Origin of the sequence: Paenibacillus sp. FSL R7-0312, from assembly GCF_038004445.1 — a bacterium.
Taxonomy (GTDB): Bacteria; Bacillota; Bacilli; order Paenibacillales; family Paenibacillaceae; genus Paenibacillus_AQ.
The window spans coordinates 2,787,834-2,806,333 of the sequence record NZ_JBBORE010000001.1; the positions used below are offsets into that span (position 1 = coordinate 2,787,834).

Below are 18,500 nucleotides of genomic sequence, written 5' to 3' on the forward strand. Positions count from 1 at the left end.
AGTCTTCTTTAGAAATTTTACCTAGTACGGCCATTTCCAATAGGCCTCCATAAGAGCAGATAAGGCACGTAAGTTTTTGTTACGTGCCTTATTTTTATCGGGGCGGACGTTATGTGAGTACATACCACGAATCAGGAATTGGCATTGCCCGCGGAATTGCGATATAATGGCATGCACATGAGCAGTGCGGCTGTGAGAGCAGCAGTGAATAAATGACATCCCGCTTTGAACGTGTTAAAATATTTCTGAAACGGAAAGACTAATCTGTATAGAGAAAAGAGGTTGGTGGCATGAGTCTGGTACCAATGGTTGTGGAAACGACAAGTCGGGGAGAACGCTCATACGATATCTATTCCAGATTGCTCAAGGATCGCATCATCTTCCTAAGCAGTGCGATTGACGATGATGTCGCCAATCTGGTTATTGCACAGTTGTTGTTCCTGGCAGCAGATGACCCCGAAAAAGACATTCACTTGTACCTCAACTCGCCCGGTGGTTCTGTCACAGCCGGCATGGGTATATATGATACGATGCAATATATCAAACCGGATGTTTCAACGATTTGTGTAGGGATGGCTGCCAGTATGGGATCATTGCTCCTTACAGCTGGAGCGCCTGGCAAGAGATTTGCGCTGACCAACAGCGAAGTTATGATTCATCAACCGCTTGGCGGCGTTCAGGGGCAGGCATCCGATATCTGGATCCATACCGACTGGATTCTGAAGACGAAGGCGAAGCTGAATCAGATTTATGTAGAGCGCACAGGTCAGCCCCTTGACAAAATCGAACGGGATACGGACCGCGATAACTTCATGAGCGCGGAAGAAGCGAAGGAATACGGGCTCATTGACCAGGTACTCTCTTCACCGATCATATCTTAAAGGGGTGGTAAGATGTTTAAATTTAATGATGAAAAAGGGCAATTGAAATGTTCTTTTTGCGGCAAATCGCAAGAGCAGGTTCGTAAGCTGGTAGCGGGACCTGGCGTTTATATATGTGACGAATGCATCGAGCTGTGCACTGAAATCGTGGAAGAGGAGCTCGGTCACGAAGAAGAATTGGATATGAAGGATATTCCGAAACCGAAGGAAATCCGCGATATTCTGGATCAATACGTAATCGGCCAGGAGCAAGCGAAGAAATCGCTCTCCGTTGCCGTATACAATCACTACAAGCGTGTGAACAGCCAGAGCAAGATTGAAGATGTGGAGCTGACGAAGAGCAACATTCTGCTGCTCGGACCTACAGGCTCCGGTAAGACCCTCTTGGCGCAGACGATGGCGAAGATCATCAACGTGCCTTTTGCCATTGCAGATGCCACTTCCCTTACGGAAGCAGGTTATGTCGGTGAAGACGTTGAGAACATCCTCCTGAAGCTGATTCAAGCGGCTGATTATGATGTGGAGAAGGCCGAACGCGGCATTATCTATATAGACGAAATTGACAAGGTAGCACGTAAATCCGAGAACCCGTCCATTACACGCGACGTTTCCGGTGAAGGTGTACAGCAGGCTCTGCTGAAGATCCTGGAAGGTACAGTGGCTTCTGTTCCACCGCAAGGCGGACGTAAGCATCCTCATCAGGAATTCATCCAGATCGATACTACGAACATTCTGTTCATCGTAGGCGGTGCTTTTGACGGCCTGGAGCAAATGATCAAACGCCGTATCGGCAAAAAAGTCATCGGCTTCAACGCAGCGGTTGAAGGCCAGAAGGATCTCAAAGCCGGCGAATACCTCTCCATGGTATTGCCTGAGGATCTGCTCAAGTTTGGCCTCATTCCTGAGTTTGTCGGCCGTCTGCCGGTCATCTCGACCTTGGAGCCGCTTGATGAGAACACCCTGGTACGTATCCTCTCCGAGCCGAAGAACGCGCTCGTGAAGCAGTACGTTAAGTTGCTCGAGATGGATAATGTGGCGCTGAAGTTTGAACCGCTTGCCCTGGAAGCTATTGCCAAGGAAGCGATCAAACGGAACACCGGTGCCCGCGGACTGCGTGCAATCATCGAGAGCATTATGCTCGACGTGATGTATGAGGTGCCTTCGCGTGATGACATCAAGGATTGTGTCATTACCGAGAAGGTAGTCCAGGAGAAGTCCCTGCCGGAGCTTAGTCTCAAGAAAGACAAGAAAAAAGAAGAAAGTGCCTAAGCAATGAGTAATCATCTGCTCAGTGCAGCTTAACAATACAATTCAGGGTCTCCACTTTCTCCCGCACACCCCGCAGTACCTGCGGGAGCGGAGAGGGTGGAGCTTTGATCGTTATGGGGGAGAAAACCATGTTCTTGAGACACCAGACCCGTCCCGTCAATGTCGGCGGGGTTATTATTGGGGGAAACAACGAGGTTGCTATCCAAAGCATGTGCACGACCAAAACCGCCGATGTGGAAGCGACCGTAGCCGAAATTCTGCGGCTGGAGGAAGCGGGATGCCAGCTCGTGCGCGTGACGGTCAATAATGAAGAAGCGGCGGCGGCAATTAAGGAGATCAAGGCGCGGATTCATATCCCGCTGGTAGCGGATATTCATTTCAACTATAAGCTGGCCCTGCTGGCGATTGAGAACGGCATCGACAAGGTGCGGATCAATCCCGGCAATATTGGACGCCGCGATAAGGTGGAAGCAGTAGTTAAGGCCTGCAAGGACAAAGGGATTCCAATCCGTATCGGAGTCAACGCCGGTTCCCTGGAGACGCATTTGCTGGAGAAATACGGCTATCCTACACCGGAAGCTATGGTCGAGAGTGCCCTGTACCATATCGGCATTCTGGAGGAGCTGGACTTCCACGATATCATCGTGTCGCTGAAGGCTTCGGATGTGCCGATGGCTATTGAGGCTTACCGTAAGGCGGCGGAGGTTATTCCTTACCCGCTGCATCTGGGCATCACCGAATCCGGCACGCTGTTCGCCGGAACAGTGAAGAGCTCGGCCGGGATCGGCGCGCTGCTCTCTATGGGGATTGGCAGCACGGTACGTATCTCCCTGAGTGCTGATCCGGTAGAAGAGGTGAAGGTGGCACGTGAGCTGCTCAAGACCTTCGGTCTGATCTCGAACGCCCCTACGCTGATCTCCTGCCCGACCTGCGGACGCCTGGACATTGATCTCTTCTCTATTGCCAATGAAGTAGAAGAGTACATCTCCAAGCTGAAGGTGCCGATTAAGGTATCTGTACTGGGCTGCGCAGTGAACGGACCGGGTGAAGCCAGGGAAGCCGATATCGGCATCGCCGGCGCACGCGGGGAAGGTCTGCTGTTCCGTTACGGTAAGATGATCCGTAAGGTTCCTGAGGCGGAGCTGGTCTCCGAGCTGAAGAAGGAAATTGACATCATTGTAGCCCATTTTGAAGAAACGGGCGAGATTCCCGGCCGCAAGCATGCGGGACTGGCTCCTGCGGTAGTTGTTGGTAATCCTGAGGGTAGCAAGTAACTGAACTGATTCTATCGTATCCTATTCAATTAGCAACAATGTTTATATACATGAAGCGCCCCGCTGCAGCGGTCTGTTCAATCAGACATTCTGCAGCGGGGCGCTTTTTAAGTGCGTCCCTGGCGGAGAGCCCTTTTCAGCAGGGTTATCGAAAAGATCAGGAACGGAATCAATACCTGGAAGATAAAGGAGAATTTCCCCCATACCTTGGCAATAATCTCGTTGACATAGACGGTGTTGATATATGTATTCCAGGCGATGAGAATGAACAATACGGCCAGCGGATAGATCAGGTAATTCGGTGCTTTGAGCTTGAAGACGATTTGGATACCTCTCAGGATGGAAAGGTAGAGCAGTGAGATTTTGATGAAAAAGGTTAATATCCAGAGGGTGATCAGTATTCCCTCGACGCGCTGCAGAGTGTTCCCGATATTAATCGTTTTGGCCAGTGCGTATGCCGGGAAGGTATTGTTCTCCGTCTGTTCAATGCCCAGGACAAGGATGCTGAGCAGCACGATAAGAGAAAGCACGATACCGCCTGTGACCGCTCCCCACAGTAATGCTTTTTCCCCGCCTTTTCGCTTGCCCACCAAGGGCAGGAAGGTCATGAGTACAATGAGCTCCTGGTACATGGCGGAATGAAGGCCGGCTCGAAGGACAGGACCGAAGCCGTCCTCCAGTATAGGCTTGATATGATTCCATTCAATTTGCGGGCTCAGCGTCAGAACCAGAAGCAGAAACAGGAACAGCACCCAGGGAAACATCAGCTCCCCCACTCTCGCGAGTGCGATAATTCCCATACTGGCACTCATGACGGCGGCAATCAGGAATATAATCTGGATCGCCTCAATCGGCGTTTCCGGCATGATCTCACTGGACATGAAGAAACCAAGGTCACCCAGCAAAGTACCAGTGAGAATCATGAAGTAGAACAGATACAGCAGCGAGATTATTTTACCCGGCCATTTGCCGCAGGCAGCTTCATGAATCTCGAAGATATTCTTGCCGGGATGAAGCCGGGCGATGAAGATATACAGCAACGCCATAACCAGATTGACCGACAGGCTGAATAACGAGGCAATCCAGGCATCCTCCCTGGCTGTACTCGCAAGTCCGCTCGGGATGACCAGAATCGAGGTTCCGATGGTTAAACCAAATGTCATAATATAGAACTGCCTTGGAGCAATGCCAGTGCGGCTCTTCACCTTTGTCTCACTTCCTTTCCCGGGTAAAATGTTCAGGACATCAGCTCCATAACGCTGCGCACCCAGTCTAGCGGCCTAAGCTGAGGCCAATCTGCCCAATCCGCGAGAGTAACCATGACGGATAGCGTCCAGGTTCCATAGAATGCAGCGGCATCGCGCACAGAGTGCAGCTTAAGAATGCCGGGTGTCTTCAGGAATAGTACAAACAGCAGGAAGAAGAGTAACAGCAGATTCCAGTTCATTTCTCATCAAGCTCCCCTTTGAGTGGCTGTATGATAGAGCCGATACGCTGGACTGTAACCTTGGAGTGAACATCGATTTTGACGGTTTTGAAGCTGTCCTCCCAATGCCTGCGGTATTCCTTCCAGAGATGGGGATACTGCCGGTGCAGCGCTTCCCCGAAGCCGAAGATATCCGTATTATATTGCTGCTGGATTGTCCGGATATCACTGGACATCTTTATGTTATATTTGTTCACCAGAGCCTCCTCGATGGCCTGGATACTGGACGGCTTATTGAGATCAAGCGTACCCTCCACCGTTGTCAGATCGGCTTCGATTTTGAGCTTAATGAGGAATTCAGGTCTGCCCTGATCATCAAGCCTGATGTCCACTGAGCTATCTGCCCGTGACACGGTGAAGCCTACGGTACCTCCGCCGGGGATGGTTACACTTCCGGCGGTTGTATTCACGTCAGCCAGCACATAATTTACACTCTTGCTAAGCGTTTCATCCAGCCACCCGACAAGCTTGTCCTTTTTGAACATGGCGATCCCGGCATGCTGAATCAAGGTCTTCGGACGGATGCCCTGCACATTCCCTGGCGTACCCCCATCCTTCACATCTCCTAGCAGCTGGACCCCTGACATTATGGGATTCGATCCGCCGCGCTCAAGCTCGGTAATGAATTGCTGGAGTGTGACTTTTCCGGTAGCTGCCCAGTTCTTATGGGAGACCAGAATTGAAGAATACAAGGAATTCGCCGGAATATGCTCGAAGGGTGTGATGATCTCCAGGATATCCGAAGCTTTCATATTCTTGGCTACCAGCAGATAGAAATCGTTGCGCAGCTGATGATCCCGTGAGATGAAGTCCAGTGCATCGCTGACCCCTTCACGGGCCAGCGCTTCCCCGAACACAAGTATGCGAATATGGGCCAGATACGGCATACGGGGAGTCATGCTCAGCATCCGCTGCAGCGCGTCGGGGATCGTTCGGCCCACCGATTTGTAGGTGACGACGGGAAGACTTCCGGAGGAGGCACCCTTCTGGGTGCCAGTCTCGCTGGGATTCATAATCTGGACAGATACCTCATACCCTTCCGGGTGCAGATCAACGCCGAGCGCCATGACGAGCGCCAGATCATTTAACTCTTTGCGGCTCCAGCATCCGGTAAGAGAGGTAAGACATAGAATTAGGAGGAGGGTTAAGGCGCGTCTTCCCCGCATCAGGCAGCATTCCTTTCGTTATAGATTCACGGGCGGCAAATCCTAGTTTCGTCCGAAATACTTCTTCATGCTGCGCCGCGAGAAGCGGATGAAGGTATCCTTCTGGCTCTGCCAGCGGAAAGGCGCAAACGAGGTCATGTAAGGAACGCCCATAGATTCCAGGCTGCATAAATGCAGCCCCAGGATAATCAACGCAATAATCATCCCGTATAAGCCGAAGGAAGCGGCGATTGCCATCAGCACAAACCGCAGCATCCGTACAGAGATTCCGACATTGAAGGCAGGCAGTGCGAAATTGGCAATCGCTGTTATGGACACTACAATAACCATGGCAGCCGAGACCAGTCCGGCATCAACCGCAGCTTGACCGATAACCAGGGTTCCGACGATGGATACGGACTGGCCGATGGATTTGGGCAGCCGGATGCCGGCCTCGCGCAGAATCTCGAAGGTAATCTCCATAATGAACGCTTCAAGGAATGCCGGAAAAGGAATCCCCTCACGCTGGCCGATCAGACTGATCAGAAGTGTAGTAGGGATCATCTCCTGATGAAAAGTAGTGATGGCGATGTAGAAGGAAGGGGTCAGCAGAGCAATAGCGAAACAACAGAACCGGAGCAGCCGCACCAGACTGGCGAAGTCGCTCCGCTGATAATAATCTTCGCTGGACTGGAAGAATTGCACCAGCAGCGCGGGAACCACGAGCACGAACGGGGTCCCTTCCACCAGAATGGCGATCCGCCCTTCCAGCAGTGCCGATGCGGTGACATCCGGACGCTCTGTATTATAGACGGTAGGGAAAGGACTATACCGCTTGTCTTGAATTATCTCCTCGATGTAATTGCTCTCCAGTACGCTATCCAGCTTGGCATCATCCAGCCGTTTGCGCAGCTCCTGCAGCACTACGGGGTCAGCATTGCCTTCAATGTACATTACTGCGACATTCGTCTGAGTCTGCTTCCCCAGCTTACGTGATTCGATCCGCAGCTTCGGGTTCTGAATGCGCCTGCGGACCAGAGCGGTATTGTCCCGTAAGGATTCGGTGAATCCTTCTCGGGGCCCGCGGACTACCGACTGGGAGACCGCATCCTCCACCGCACGCTGCTTGAGGGCCTCTGTACCGGCAGACAGCGCCGTAACGCTGCCTTCAATGAAGAGAATCGTGTTGCCCGCCAGAATTTCCGTTTCAACCTCTGTATAGTTGCTGATCTCTCCAACCTTGCTCAAGGTAAGCGTCCGTTCCTGTAGCAGCTTGAGGCATGTCAACGGCGTAAACTCCTTCAATTCATGGAACAGGCTGGCATCCTCGTGAATCCCTTGGATGAGATTCTGCGGATCAGCCATTCCTTCAATATATACAAGCACAGCAGACAAAGGTCCGAGCGTGATGAACCGGTAGATGATATCTGTACTTTTGCCCAGGCGGACTTGTAACCCTTCCTGGAAGAGAGACAACGATTCCGGCAGCTTCTCCTGTGGTGCTCCTGCATGCTCCAGCTGTGTCATATGGGCCAGCCTCCTTTCATCCGGTATAGTGTTTCCCTTAATGGAAATCGTATGCAATCTGCGGACCTCTTCTGTTTTTTTGGCACAGGCGTTTACGAATGATTGAAACGGCTATACTACCTAGTAGTAGTTAAATACTGGACAGGCAGACGGAAGGAAATAGGAGGGTGTGCTATGCAACTAAGTATATTGCTGATGATCGTGCAGCTCTTTTTCGCGCTGGTCATCGGCGTTTATTTTTGGAATCTGCTGCGGGGACAGAAGACCAACAAGACGGCGGTAGACCGGGAATCACGCAAGGAGCTGGATAAGCTGCGCAAGATGCGGATGATCTCACTGACCAAGCCGCTCTCAGAAAAAACACGTCCGGCCTCCATCGATGATATCGTCGGACAGAAGGACGGGCTGCGCGCGCTCAAGGCCGCGCTCTGCAGTGCCAATCCGCAGCATGTCATTATCTACGGCCCGCCCGGTGTGGGCAAGACAGCCGCTGCGCGTGTGGTTATGGAGGAAGCGAAGAAGAACGCGCTGTCCCCGTTCAAGCGTGAGGCCAAATTCACCGAGATCGATGCCACTACCGCACGCTTCGATGAGCGCGGAATTGCCGATCCGCTCATCGGCTCGGTGCATGATCCAATCTATCAGGGTGCGGGGGCCATGGGGGTGGCCGGAGTTCCGCAGCCTAAGCCCGGAGCGGTAACCAAGGCGCATGGCGGGATTCTGTTCCTGGATGAGATCGGAGAGCTGCATCCGATTCAGATGAACAAGCTGCTGAAGGTGCTGGAGGACCGCAAGGTGCTGCTGGAGAGTGCCTACTATAATTCAGAGGACAGCAACACGCCTGCGTATATCCATGATATCTTCCAGAATGGCCTGCCCGCCGATTTCCGGCTGGTGGGCGCAACGACACGTTCGCCGGACGAAATCTCGCCTGCGCTGCGTTCGCGCTGTATGGAGATCTATTTCCGGCCCCTGCTGCCGGAGGAGATAGCGGTGATCGGAAGGGATGCCGTCCAGAAGATCGGGCTGAAGCCGAGTCCCGAAGCTGTAGAAGTAGTGCAGCAATACGCCACGAACGGCCGTGAGGCCGTGAATATGATCCAGCTGGCCGCCGGACTGGCCTTGACGGAAGGGCGGGATACCCTCAGCGCAGCAGAGGTCGAATGGGTAGCCAGCAGCAGCCAGCTGCCGCTGCGGACGGAGCGGAAGATTCCAACGTCTCCGCAGATCGGGCTGGTTAACGGCCTTGCCGTCTACGGGCCGGGCATGGGTACGCTGCTGGAGATCGAGGTCTCCGCTGCCCCTGCTGCCCATGGACAAGGCAGACTGAATATAACCGGTGTGGTTGATGAAGAGGAGCTGCGCGGCGGCTCACGGACAACCCGGCGCAAGAGTATGGCCAGAGGCTCCATCGAGAATGTGCTGACCGTACTGCGTACGATGAAGCTGGAGCCGGACCACTACGACCTGCACATTAACTTCCCCGGCGGCACGCCGATTGACGGCCCGTCCGCCGGAGTGGCCATGGCGGTCGCTATCGTCTCCGCCATCCGGCAGCTGCCGGTGGATAACACGGTAGCGATTACCGGGGAGATCGGCATCCATGGCCGTGTGAAGCCGGTTGGCGGCGTGGTCGCCAAGGTCGAGGCCGCGTTCCAGGCCGGGGCAACCACCGTGCTGATTCCTAAGGAGAACTGGCAGTCGCTGTTCGCCGACCTCGGCCCCCTGCGGGTCATCCCGATGGACACCGTCGAAGAAGTCTTCCGCCACCTGTTCGGTGCGGAGACGGCAGACGTGCGAATGCCTGCCGTGTCGGGCGAGACCTTCTCTTCGGCGCCTTCGCTGCTGAAGGCGGATGCTTCGGGGGAGAGTATGCCGGGATAGCAGCATTCTATTATGAAGGAGGTCCCTCAGATCATATACTGGGGGACCTTTTTTTGCGAAACTTGCTGGAACGGTGCCGTCCTTTGGAGAATGGCGGAGCTGTTTCAGCTTGTTCGTTATGTATTACGGAAATAGATGGATTTTCTACACTTGCTAAGGAACGAATGAACCCGGCGAGAACAGCAGTTGGATAAACAGCACTTAAATCATCGCATTTCACCCAAGTAGCAGAAATCATCCGAATTAAATGTTGTTTTTCCACTTGCTTGCTCCCGATCCGCCGAAATCAACAAATTAAGATACCTTTATCCACTTGCTTGTGGCATCAGCTGGTATCCCTGCGGCATCTCCCCTTTTGTCCGCAGAATGTAGCTCTTGGGGGCCCCCCCGTAAAGTACTTGATTCACCGTCCAAGCAAAGATCCTTCCATTCATGTGGCCGACGGATTTAATGCCAGGGTTCTCCTGAATATTTTATCTAAAAAAGCTGAGAATACTCCACCCTCGATAGGGTGGGGATGAATCAGTAGTTTTCGATTTCAAGACGAACGTATGTGCTATAATATGGATGAGATCACTAAAAGGAGGTGTTGCACATGCTCGTGTCTGCGCAGGAGGTTTCTTCGAAACACCTGGTTCATCAAGCCTATAAATATCGGATCTACCCCAATACAGAGCAACAGCAACTCATTCGTCGAATGTTTGGCTGCTGCCGTTTTGTGTTCAATTACTTCTTGGGAGCTTGGAATCAAAGCTATGCGGAAACGGGAAAAGGCTTGTCTTATCACGCTTGTGCAACACAACTCCCCGGTTTAAAAGCACAATACGACTGGCTGAAAGAAGTCGATAGCATCGCTTTGCAGTCGGCTGCCCGTCATGTGGCGGATAGCTTTGATCGTTTTTTCAAGAAGCAAAATCAAGCGCCACGCTTCAAGAGCCGAAAGCATCCGATTCAAAGTTACACGACCAAATTCACCAACGGGAATATCGCCATGGAGGGCAGTCGCTTGAAGCTCCCCAAACTCGGCTGGATACGTTTTGCAAACTCCCGGAAGCTGGAAGGCCGGATATTGTCCGCTACCGTTCGTAAAAACGCCAGCGGGAAATTTTTCGTCTCGCTCGTTTGCGAAGTTCAAAAGAACCCTCTGCCCCAAGTGGATACACCTATTGGCATCGACTTAGGCTTGAAAGAATATGCAGTATGCTCAAACGGCGAACATATCGCCAATCCTCGCTTTTACCGTCAATACGAGAACAAGCTGGCGCTTTGGCAGCGGCGGATGGCTCGGCGTACTCCGGGCGGCTCCAACTGGAAGAAAGCAAGGCAGCATATCGCTCGTATTCACGAACGCATTGCCAATAAACGAAATGACTTCCTCCACAAGCTGACCACGAGACTGATTCGTGAAAACCAAACGATTAGTATCGAACATCTGCGTGTGGCGAATATGATTCAGAACCCCAAGCTTTCAAAATCCATTGCTGATGCGTCTTGGGGCGAGTGGGTGCGACAGCTGACGTATAAAGCGAAATGGTATGGACGAAATCTTCGGATCGCCGACACGTTTGAGCCGACCAGTCAGCGTTGCCATGTGTGCGGCACAATCCACCCCGAGGTGAAGAACCTGTCCATTCGGGAATGGACGTGTACGGCCTGCGGGACGATCCATGACCGTGACGAAAACGCCGCTCACAATATTGAACAAGTAGCGGTTTAACCCCCACCTAACCAAACGATAGAATTCAAGATTTCACTAGCGTCAAAAATGTAAAACTGCGGGAACGCAGGGATCGCTTGCTCCATAAGAAGAGGGTACTCTTCTGTTCGCAAGAATCCGCCACTTCAAGCGTTAGCTAAGTGGGGGAGAATTCAATGAATGCTACCGTATGATCGGTTTCACTGTCGGTTATTGGATAGCCTTCTGGATTGAACAGCTGATTGCGCAGCCGATCGCAAGATTGGCAATGAAGACATTGAAGACATTGCATGCAAGGCAGGACCGTAAGGCACAAAGTGTAAATGCGTAATTAGGGCTAATCGTGCAAAATAACAATACATTCGGGGAACGTCCATGCCGGGCGTTCTTTTCTTTTCTTTTAATTAACCAGGCACCCTTTAAGTAAGGGCAACGGCATAGTACACTTAAGTTTAGCGAATACTAAAAGACGACTGCGCCACAGCATTTGCCGCGGCACAAGGCTTGTTGGTGTTTTCATGCCGCTTTTGTTAGAATGAATGCATATGACACTACTTATGAACCATGGGAGGTGCGAAAGCGATGATACAAAGCAAATCCAAAGGTCGTCGTTTTCCTTTATTACCGCTCCGAGGTCTTCTTGTATATCCCAGCATGGTTCTGCATTTAGATGTAGGCCGCGAGAAGTCCGTCCGGGCACTGGAAAAAGCTATGGTTGAAGATAACCTGATTCTTCTCTGCTCCCAGTCGGAAGTGAATATAGAGGAGCCGGGTCGGGAAGATATTTACCGGGTGGGTACAGTTGCGAATGTACGGCAGATGCTGAAGCTTCCCAACGGCACGATCCGTGTGCTGGTCGAAGGCGTGGAGCGGGCAGAGATTATTCATTATACAGACAACGAGGAGTACTACGAGGTGATGGCGCGTGAGCTGCCGGAGCAGGAGGATGTCGATCAAGAGAGCGATGCTCTGATGCGTTCCGTGCTGAGCCAGTTCGAGCATTATATCACCTTGTCCAAAAAGGTGACCCCCGAGACGCTGGCCGCTGTCTCCGATATTGAGGAGCCGGGCCGGCTGGCCGATGTGATCACCAGTCATTTGGCGCTTAAGATTAAGGAGAAGCAGGAGATTCTGGAGACCATTGACGTCAGCAAACGTCTGGAGAAGCTGCTCGATATCCTCAATAATGAGCGTGAAGTACTGGAGCTGGAACGCAAGATCAGCCAGCGCGTGAAGAAGCAGATGGAGAAGACCCAGAAGGAGTATTACCTCCGCGAACAGATGAAAGCGATCCAGAAGGAGCTTGGCGAGAAGGAAGGCCGGGCAGGCGAAGCAGATGAGCTGCGCGCCCAGATGGAAGAGAAGAAGCTGCCGGAGCGTGTGCAGGAGAAGATCGAGAAAGAAATCGACCGCCTGGAGAAGATGCCGGCAAGCTCGGCTGAAGGCAGCGTCATCCGCAACTATGTGGATTGGCTGCTGGGTCTGCCGTGGAGCGAATCGACCGAAGACGATCTGGATATCAAGAAGGCGGAGCAGGTGCTGGATGCAGACCACTACGGTCTGGAGAAGCCGAAGGAACGCGTACTGGAATACCTGGCTGTACAGAAGCTGGTCAAGAGTCTGAAGGGGCCGATTCTGTGTCTGGTAGGTCCTCCGGGCGTTGGTAAAACATCGCTCGCCCGCTCCATCGCCCGCTCGCTGAACCGTAAGTTCGTCCGTATCTCGCTGGGCGGCGTTCGGGATGAAGCGGAGATCCGGGGTCACCGCCGTACCTATGTCGGGGCGATGCCGGGGCGCATTATCCAGGGGATGAAGACTGCGGGCAGCATCAACCCGGTCTTCCTGCTGGATGAGATCGACAAGATGGCAGCGGACTTCCGCGGCGATCCGTCGGCGGCTCTGCTGGAGGTGCTTGACCCTGAACAGAACAATACGTTCAGCGATCACTTCGTAGAGCTGCCGTTCGATCTCTCGAATGTCATGTTCGTAACGACAGCGAATGCCGTGCATAATATTCCGCGTCCATTGCTGGACCGGATGGAGATGCTGTTCATTCCGGGCTATACGGAGCTGGAGAAGCTGCAGATTGCCAGCCGCTATCTGCTGCCGAAGCAGCGCAAGAATCATGGGCTGGAAGAGGAACAGCTGTCCATTGAGGACGATACGCTGCTGAAGATTGTGCGCGAGTACACCCGGGAATCTGGGGTGCGGAACCTGGAACAGCAGATTGCTGCCCTATGCCGCAAAGCCGCTAAGCAGATTGTCTCGGAAGAGAAGGAACGCGTAAGCATTCTTCCGGAAGAGATCAAGGATTATCTGGGCGCCTCCAAGTATCGCTATGGAATGGCGGAGCTGGAGGATCAGATTGGTACCGTGACCGGGCTGGCCTGGACCGAGGTTGGCGGCGATACGCTGCTGATCGAAGTAACGGTTGTGCAAGGTACGGGCAAGCTGACGCTGACCGGACAGCTGGGCGATGTCATGAAGGAGTCGGCGCAGGCCGCCTTCAGCTATACCCGCTCTAAGGCGGAGGAGCTGGGACTGGCACCGGATTTCCATGAGAAGAACGATATTCATATCCATATTCCCGAAGGTGCGATCCCCAAAGACGGTCCGTCCGCAGGGATTACGATTGCAACAGCCCTGATCTCCGCCCTGACGAAACGTTATGTCTCGAAAACTGTGGCGATGACCGGCGAGATTACGCTGCGCGGGCGTGTGCTGCCGATCGGGGGCCTCAAGGAGAAGTCGCTGGCTGCCCACCGTGCAGGCTATAAGAAGATCCTCATCCCTAAGGACAACGAGCGTGACCTTAAGGATATTCCCGAGAGTGTCCTGAACGATGTGGAGTTTGTGCCGGTATCCCATATGGATCAGGTGCTGAAGCATGCACTTGTGGATCACGGCGCCGTCAGCGGCAGAGACACAGATAAGGATACAGAAATAAGTATTGAAGCGCCTAGTAGTGTGCATTAGAAAGGAAGTCCTATGAAAGTTAACAATGCCGAATTTGTGATCAGTGCCGTGGGCCCTGATCAGTACCCTGAGGATGCCTTGCCAGAGATTGCTCTGGCAGGGCGCTCCAATGTAGGGAAGTCCTCTCTGATTAACCGTATGATTAACCGCAAGAATCTCGCCCGCACCAGTTCTACACCGGGTAAGACGCAGCATATGAACTATTATCGTATTAATGAAAGTATGTATTTCGTCGACTTTCCGGGTTACGGCTACGCCAAGGTCTCCAAGACACAGCGCGCCTCCTGGGGCAAAATGGTTGAGAAATATATGTCCGAGCGCGAAACGCTGAAGATGGTCCTGCTCGTTGTAGACCTTCGTCATCCGCCAACCGGTAATGACAAGATGATGTTCGACTGGCTGAAGCATTATGATCTGCCGCTCTGTGTAGTGGCAACCAAGGCGGATAAGATTCCGAAGACCCGCTGGCCGAAGCATATCAAAGTGATGAAGCAGGAGCTTGGTGTGCTGCCGGGTGATAACTTCATTGCCTATTCTTCAGAGATTGGACTTGGCAAAGACGAACTATGGGAACTTATCGATAGACATACTCTTCCTACCGAAGAAGAACCTCCTGCAGAACCGGACGATCAGGATTCCGGGGATGAACCACAGCACGAAGACTCTTCTGAGACTTAAGGGTTTGTCATAGAATTGAGGGATGGTTATGGCTCAGCGTCTGGCTATGGAATATGTGAATGCAACAATGCAAATGACCGAATTTCAGCTGAACCAGTTTCTGCTTACTGCCGATACCAGCTATATCAGTCACCGCGTGAAGATCCTTGGCGCAGGTGAACAGGAGATTGTACTGGAAGAGGCCGGGGGCGAGGAGGTACATCTGTCTTTTGAACGCAAAGGCGGCATCTATATTGGTTCCTTGTCCTGCAGGGTAGTGAATCCTCATCTGATCAATGCGGTCCGCAAGCTCTTCTTCATGTATAAGGGCACGGGAACCGTGAACCGGATTTATAAGGAATTAACAATGATGTATTACTATGAGGGTGGCTCGGTGCGCCGGATCTCGGAAGTGAGACCCGGCGGCACCAAGCTGATCTATCAGCATAAATATTCATTGGTAGAGATGATGTCTATTTACAAGCTGCAGACGGTAGAGCAGGAGATAGAGCAGGAGCGCCGGAAGATTAATAGGTTGCTGGATCTCCGCAATACTTATCAGCAGGTAGCGGACATCCGTGAAGTAGATGAACAGCTTAAGAGGGCAACTTATCGGCTGTTTCAGTTAGAAGCTTAGTGATAACTAGTATTAAATTAGCAATCATTTCCTAGTGAAATGGTTGTATTTTTTTGCGAAAACTATACATATCCTTTACGAAAGGACCGATAAACTACATATGATAGATATCCATAGCCACATTCTACCCTTCATAGATGACGGAGCCGCTGATGTTGACGCCGCTCTCGCCATGGCGCAAGACGCCCATAACAATGGTATTACAACTGTAGTTGCTACGCCGCATCATGCGAACGGAGTCTATATGAATCCGGCTCCGGATATTGAAGCAGCCGTGCGGCTGCTGAACATGAAGCTCCAGGAGGCTGGCAATCCGCTTCAGGTACTGCCCGGACAGGAGATTCGTATCTACGGGGATCTGCTGGATGATCTCGAGAAGGGACAACTGCTGACGCTTGCCGGTTCCAGATACATTCTGCTGGAGATGCCCTCTTCGCGGGTGCCGCGTAATATGGAAGAGACCTGCCATGAGCTGATTATCCAAGGTTATGTACCGGTGATTGCCCATCCGGAGCGTAATGCCGAGGTTGCCGAGAATCCGTCCAAGCTGGAGCGGTTAACCGAACTGGGAGCACTGGGACAGCTGACGGCGCAGAGTCTTGCCGGGACCTTCGGGAGTAAGCTGCAGAAGCTGTCGCTAGACTTGTGCCGGCGGGGGACTATACATGTGATTGCATCAGATGCGCATGATTCTAGTAATCGTCCGTTTGGTTTAAGCGAGGCTTACGAAGTCGTGAAGAAACATTTGGGAAATGAGACATTCGACTTTTTTCTACAAAATGCGCGTAGAATTGTTGCTAATGAGGAGATCATTCGAGTTAATCCTGTTCAATCCAACAGCAAACTTCATAGATTGTTCGGATTTTTTTCTCGTAAGGGATGACCTTCCTAGTTTTTAATGGTAGAATGGGTATTACTGGATTAAAGCTATAAATTTTATAAAACTACATACAAAGAGGTGGATGACAAGTGACTTTGAAGAAAAAATTAGCAGTATCTACATTAGCAGTAAGCATGGCGGCGGCATCCGTTGCCGGATTCCCGTTCAGCAGTAAAGGCCTGGCCCAGCATCTGGGGATCGTAGGAACGGCTTCTGCGGCAGCGGTTACCCACGCAGACGCGAAGACAAAAGTGGAGAAGATTTATGCTCAACTCACTCCAGCAGACAAGCAAAAGCTTCTGGCTTATGAATTAGAAGCAGGAAATATTAGTCTTTCGACTTTCGGAGATATCTTTAAGCCAGTACTGGACAAGCTTGCTTTGAATGAAGCTGATGTTGCAACTGCCCATAAAGCATTCAAGAGCGTATCCAGTGTAGTTTATGATGTATATGCTAACGATTTTGCTGAGATCAAGGCTATCCGCTATGATGTAGACAATGTGGACCTGCTCAACAGAATCGCAGCCAAAGCTGGCGTGGCTGAGCTTACATTTGACGATCTGATTGAATTCCTGCTGGGTGACAATGGTGTGGAAGCAGAACTCCGCAAACTGGTCAGCAGCAAGACAAGTGCCCAATTGCTGGAGATTATCGCTAATTCTACAAGCCAGGACGCTTTGCTGGACGATGCTATTACAACTGTGCTTAACCACAGAACAGGTGCAGGAGCCCTTACAGTTAGCCAAGTAGTATACAATCTTAATATTACTCCTGCTGATGTGAAGCTCAGTCTGAAGAACCTGAATGCTACACTCCCAACAGCGAAGCCTGCAGTGAAAGCCCTTGCTACTGCTTATATCAAAGCTTACGGCTTCAGTGGCAGTGATGGTGGAAGCGGCGGGAGTGGTGGCGGTGGAACTGTAGTAACAACTCCGGTTACCAACCCTACAGCGACACCAGGCCTGTATGATGTATCCAAGCTGGTCACTATTGTTGGAGATAAAGCTACTTTGAAGCTGGCTGATGCAGATGTATTGAAGGCATTTGATGCCTTAGTTGCTGCTAATGCCGGTAAGACAGGTCTTACACTCACCCTGAACCTGGGTACAGTGAATGCTGCAACAGTGGAAGTTCCATTGTCCAAAGCAATCATCGAAGCTGCCAAGGCTAAAGGTATTGCTAATATCGCAATTACTTTCAACGGCTTGACCGTAACGATTCCAGTAGGTCAATTCAGTGAAGCTATTACACTTACAGCATCCACAATTGCTGATTCTACAGTGACTTCGATTTCCAGCCTGAAGCTGGCATCCAGCGTATATGAATTTGATCTGACGGTAGGCGGCGTTGCAACAACAACCTTCCAGCAGCCAATCACTATTAAGCTGCCACTGAAGAATGCAACTGGCCTTGACAAAGAATTGCTCTCCGTGGCTAAGGTTGTATACGGCGCGCTGCAGTTCCAGGGCGGTGTTGTAGACGGTGACTATATCGTAGAACCACGCGACACTTTCTCTTCCTACGCAGTAGTTGAGAACAAAGTAAGCTTCAAAGACATTGCAAGTGTACAGGCTTGGGCTGGACGACAAATTGCCGTTGTAGCTGCCAAGGGCGCAATCGAAGGTGTGGGTAACGGCAACTTTGCTCCGAAGAGCAATGTGACCCGTGCTGAATTCGCCAAGATGCTGATTCGTGCACTGAACCTGGAGAACAACTCCGCTAAGCAGAGCTTCGGCGATGTGAGCTCCACTTCCTGGTATGCTCCATACGTAGCTGTAGCTGCTGAGAAGGGGATCATTACCGGACGCAGCGCGGCTAAGTTCGATCCTAATGCAACGATTACCCGTGCAGAAATGGCGACTATGATCTCCCGTGCGATTAAGTCGGTTAACCCTGCTGCAACTACAAGCGCAAGTGCACTTAGCAAATTCTCTGATGCTGCTAAGATCAGTGCATCGCTGAGAGATGGAGTTGCCTTCGCTGCCAGCAACAACCTAGTTATCGGTAACGCCGGTAAGTTCAATCCTAACAACACTGCTACACGTGCAGAAGCAGCAGTTATTATCTACCGTACAATCAACTTCAAGTAAGTAAATAGTAAGTGTGGAGAGCCTCCTCTCGTCTATTAGAGAGGGGGCGCTTTTTTAAGTGGAACGAAATATTACAGAAACAGCTTGGAGGGAAATTC

The 18,500-nt window shown here is 51.7% G+C and carries 15 protein-coding genes; 11 read left to right on the top strand and 4 right to left on the bottom strand.

The window, feature by feature from the left end:
* Positions 1-290: 290 nt before the first annotated feature.
* The 3 genes from clpP to ispG all read left to right on the top strand — a co-directional run bounded on the left by clpP (position 291) and on the right by ispG (position 3,424).
* Positions 291-881, top strand: coding sequence for an ATP-dependent Clp endopeptidase proteolytic subunit ClpP (clpP, locus tag MKX70_RS12300; protein WP_042139667.1), 591 nt, complete (start codon positions 291-293; stop codon positions 879-881).
* Positions 882-893: 12 nt separating this feature from the next.
* A complete protein-coding gene (gene clpX, locus MKX70_RS12305; RefSeq protein WP_042217131.1) occupies positions 894-2,150 on the top strand; it encodes an ATP-dependent protease ATP-binding subunit ClpX in 1,257 nt (418 codons plus the stop codon).
* A gap of 128 nt (positions 2,151-2,278) precedes the next feature.
* The gene (gene ispG / locus MKX70_RS12310) at positions 2,279-3,424 is read left to right on the top strand and encodes a flavodoxin-dependent (E)-4-hydroxy-3-methylbut-2-enyl-diphosphate synthase (protein WP_042243347.1); all 1,146 of its coding nucleotides are present in this window, start codon (positions 2,279-2,281) and stop codon (positions 3,422-3,424) included.
* Between the two features lie 107 nt (positions 3,425-3,531).
* Here ispG and MKX70_RS12315 read toward each other — a convergent pair whose 3' ends face one another.
* From MKX70_RS12315 to MKX70_RS12330, 4 genes are read right to left on the bottom strand one after another with little or no spacing between them, the layout of a single operon-like run.
* Positions 3,532-4,629, bottom strand: coding sequence for a GerAB/ArcD/ProY family transporter (locus tag MKX70_RS12315; protein WP_340840090.1), 1,098 nt, complete (start codon positions 4,627-4,629; stop codon positions 3,532-3,534).
* Between the two features lie 32 nt (positions 4,630-4,661).
* Complete coding sequence (locus tag MKX70_RS12320; RefSeq protein WP_042239004.1) at positions 4,662-4,871, bottom strand: hypothetical protein; 210 nt, start codon at positions 4,869-4,871, stop codon at positions 4,662-4,664.
* The gene (locus MKX70_RS12325) at positions 4,868-6,076 is read right to left on the bottom strand and encodes a Ger(x)C family spore germination protein (protein ID WP_340840091.1); all 1,209 of its coding nucleotides are present in this window, start codon (positions 6,074-6,076) and stop codon (positions 4,868-4,870) included. Before MKX70_RS12325 ends, MKX70_RS12320 begins: the two co-directional genes overlap by 4 nt.
* Before the next feature lie 42 nt (positions 6,077-6,118).
* A complete protein-coding gene (locus tag MKX70_RS12330) occupies positions 6,119-7,582 on the bottom strand; it encodes a spore germination protein (RefSeq protein ID WP_340840092.1) in 1,464 nt (487 codons plus the stop codon).
* A gap of 174 nt (positions 7,583-7,756) precedes the next feature.
* On the opposite strand from MKX70_RS12330, the gene lonB reads away from it, so the two are divergent.
* From lonB to MKX70_RS12370, 8 genes are all read left to right on the top strand, one after another.
* Positions 7,757-9,466 carry an ATP-dependent protease LonB gene (gene lonB, locus MKX70_RS12335; protein WP_340783062.1) on the top strand — a complete coding sequence of 570 codons (1,710 nt, stop codon included), beginning with the start codon at positions 7,757-7,759 and terminating at the stop codon, positions 9,464-9,466.
* Between the two features lie 595 nt (positions 9,467-10,061).
* Positions 10,062-11,183 carry an IS200/IS605 family element RNA-guided endonuclease TnpB gene (gene tnpB, locus MKX70_RS12340; RefSeq protein WP_340784307.1) on the top strand — a complete coding sequence of 374 codons (1,122 nt, stop codon included), beginning with the start codon at positions 10,062-10,064 and terminating at the stop codon, positions 11,181-11,183.
* 169 nt (positions 11,184-11,352) lie between these two features.
* The gene (locus tag MKX70_RS12345; RefSeq protein WP_340783068.1) at positions 11,353-11,493 is read left to right on the top strand and encodes a hypothetical protein; all 141 of its coding nucleotides are present in this window, start codon (positions 11,353-11,355) and stop codon (positions 11,491-11,493) included.
* Positions 11,494-11,744: 251 nt separating this feature from the next.
* Positions 11,745-14,138, top strand: a complete 2,394-nt coding sequence (lon, locus tag MKX70_RS12350; protein ID WP_042238996.1) for an endopeptidase La — start codon at positions 11,745-11,747, stop codon at positions 14,136-14,138.
* A 12-nt stretch (positions 14,139-14,150) separates the two neighbouring features.
* Entirely contained in the window at positions 14,151-14,816 is a 666-nt protein-coding gene (gene yihA, locus MKX70_RS12355) for a ribosome biogenesis GTP-binding protein YihA/YsxC (RefSeq protein ID WP_039296666.1), read from the top strand.
* A gap of 28 nt (positions 14,817-14,844) precedes the next feature.
* Complete coding sequence (locus MKX70_RS12360) at positions 14,845-15,432, top strand: hypothetical protein (RefSeq protein WP_042238991.1); 588 nt, start codon at positions 14,845-14,847, stop codon at positions 15,430-15,432.
* Between the two features lie 100 nt (positions 15,433-15,532).
* The gene (locus tag MKX70_RS12365) at positions 15,533-16,315 is read left to right on the top strand and encodes a tyrosine-protein phosphatase (protein WP_340840093.1); all 783 of its coding nucleotides are present in this window, start codon (positions 15,533-15,535) and stop codon (positions 16,313-16,315) included.
* 86 nt (positions 16,316-16,401) lie between these two features.
* Positions 16,402-18,402: an S-layer homology domain-containing protein gene (locus tag MKX70_RS12370; protein ID WP_340783079.1), complete on the top strand. Its 2,001-nt coding sequence runs from the start codon at positions 16,402-16,404 to the stop codon at positions 18,400-18,402.
* Positions 18,403-18,500: the final 98 nt, after the last annotated feature.

Coding starts and splice junctions, on each gene's coding strand:
- MKX70_RS12365 (WP_340840093.1), top strand. CDS start 15,533: ATGATAGATATCCATAGCCACATTCTACCCTTCATAGATGACGGAGCC.
- ispG (WP_042243347.1), top strand. CDS start 2,279: ATGTTCTTGAGACACCAGACCCGTCCCGTCAATGTCGGCGGGGTTATT.
- clpX (WP_042217131.1), top strand. CDS start 894: ATGTTTAAATTTAATGATGAAAAAGGGCAATTGAAATGTTCTTTTTGC.
- yihA (WP_039296666.1), top strand. CDS start 14,151: ATGAAAGTTAACAATGCCGAATTTGTGATCAGTGCCGTGGGCCCTGAT.
- MKX70_RS12330 (WP_340840092.1), bottom strand. CDS start 7,582: ATGACACAGCTGGAGCATGCAGGAGCACCACAGGAGAAGCTGCCGGAA.
- tnpB (WP_340784307.1), top strand. CDS start 10,062: ATGCTCGTGTCTGCGCAGGAGGTTTCTTCGAAACACCTGGTTCATCAA.
- lonB (WP_340783062.1), top strand. CDS start 7,757: ATGCAACTAAGTATATTGCTGATGATCGTGCAGCTCTTTTTCGCGCTG.
- lon (WP_042238996.1), top strand. CDS start 11,745: ATGATACAAAGCAAATCCAAAGGTCGTCGTTTTCCTTTATTACCGCTC.
- MKX70_RS12345 (WP_340783068.1), top strand. CDS start 11,353: ATGATCGGTTTCACTGTCGGTTATTGGATAGCCTTCTGGATTGAACAG.
- clpP (WP_042139667.1), top strand. CDS start 291: ATGAGTCTGGTACCAATGGTTGTGGAAACGACAAGTCGGGGAGAACGC.
- MKX70_RS12325 (WP_340840091.1), bottom strand. CDS start 6,076: ATGCGGGGAAGACGCGCCTTAACCCTCCTCCTAATTCTATGTCTTACC.
- MKX70_RS12320 (WP_042239004.1), bottom strand. CDS start 4,871: ATGAACTGGAATCTGCTGTTACTCTTCTTCCTGCTGTTTGTACTATTC.
- MKX70_RS12360 (WP_042238991.1), top strand. CDS start 14,845: ATGGCTCAGCGTCTGGCTATGGAATATGTGAATGCAACAATGCAAATG.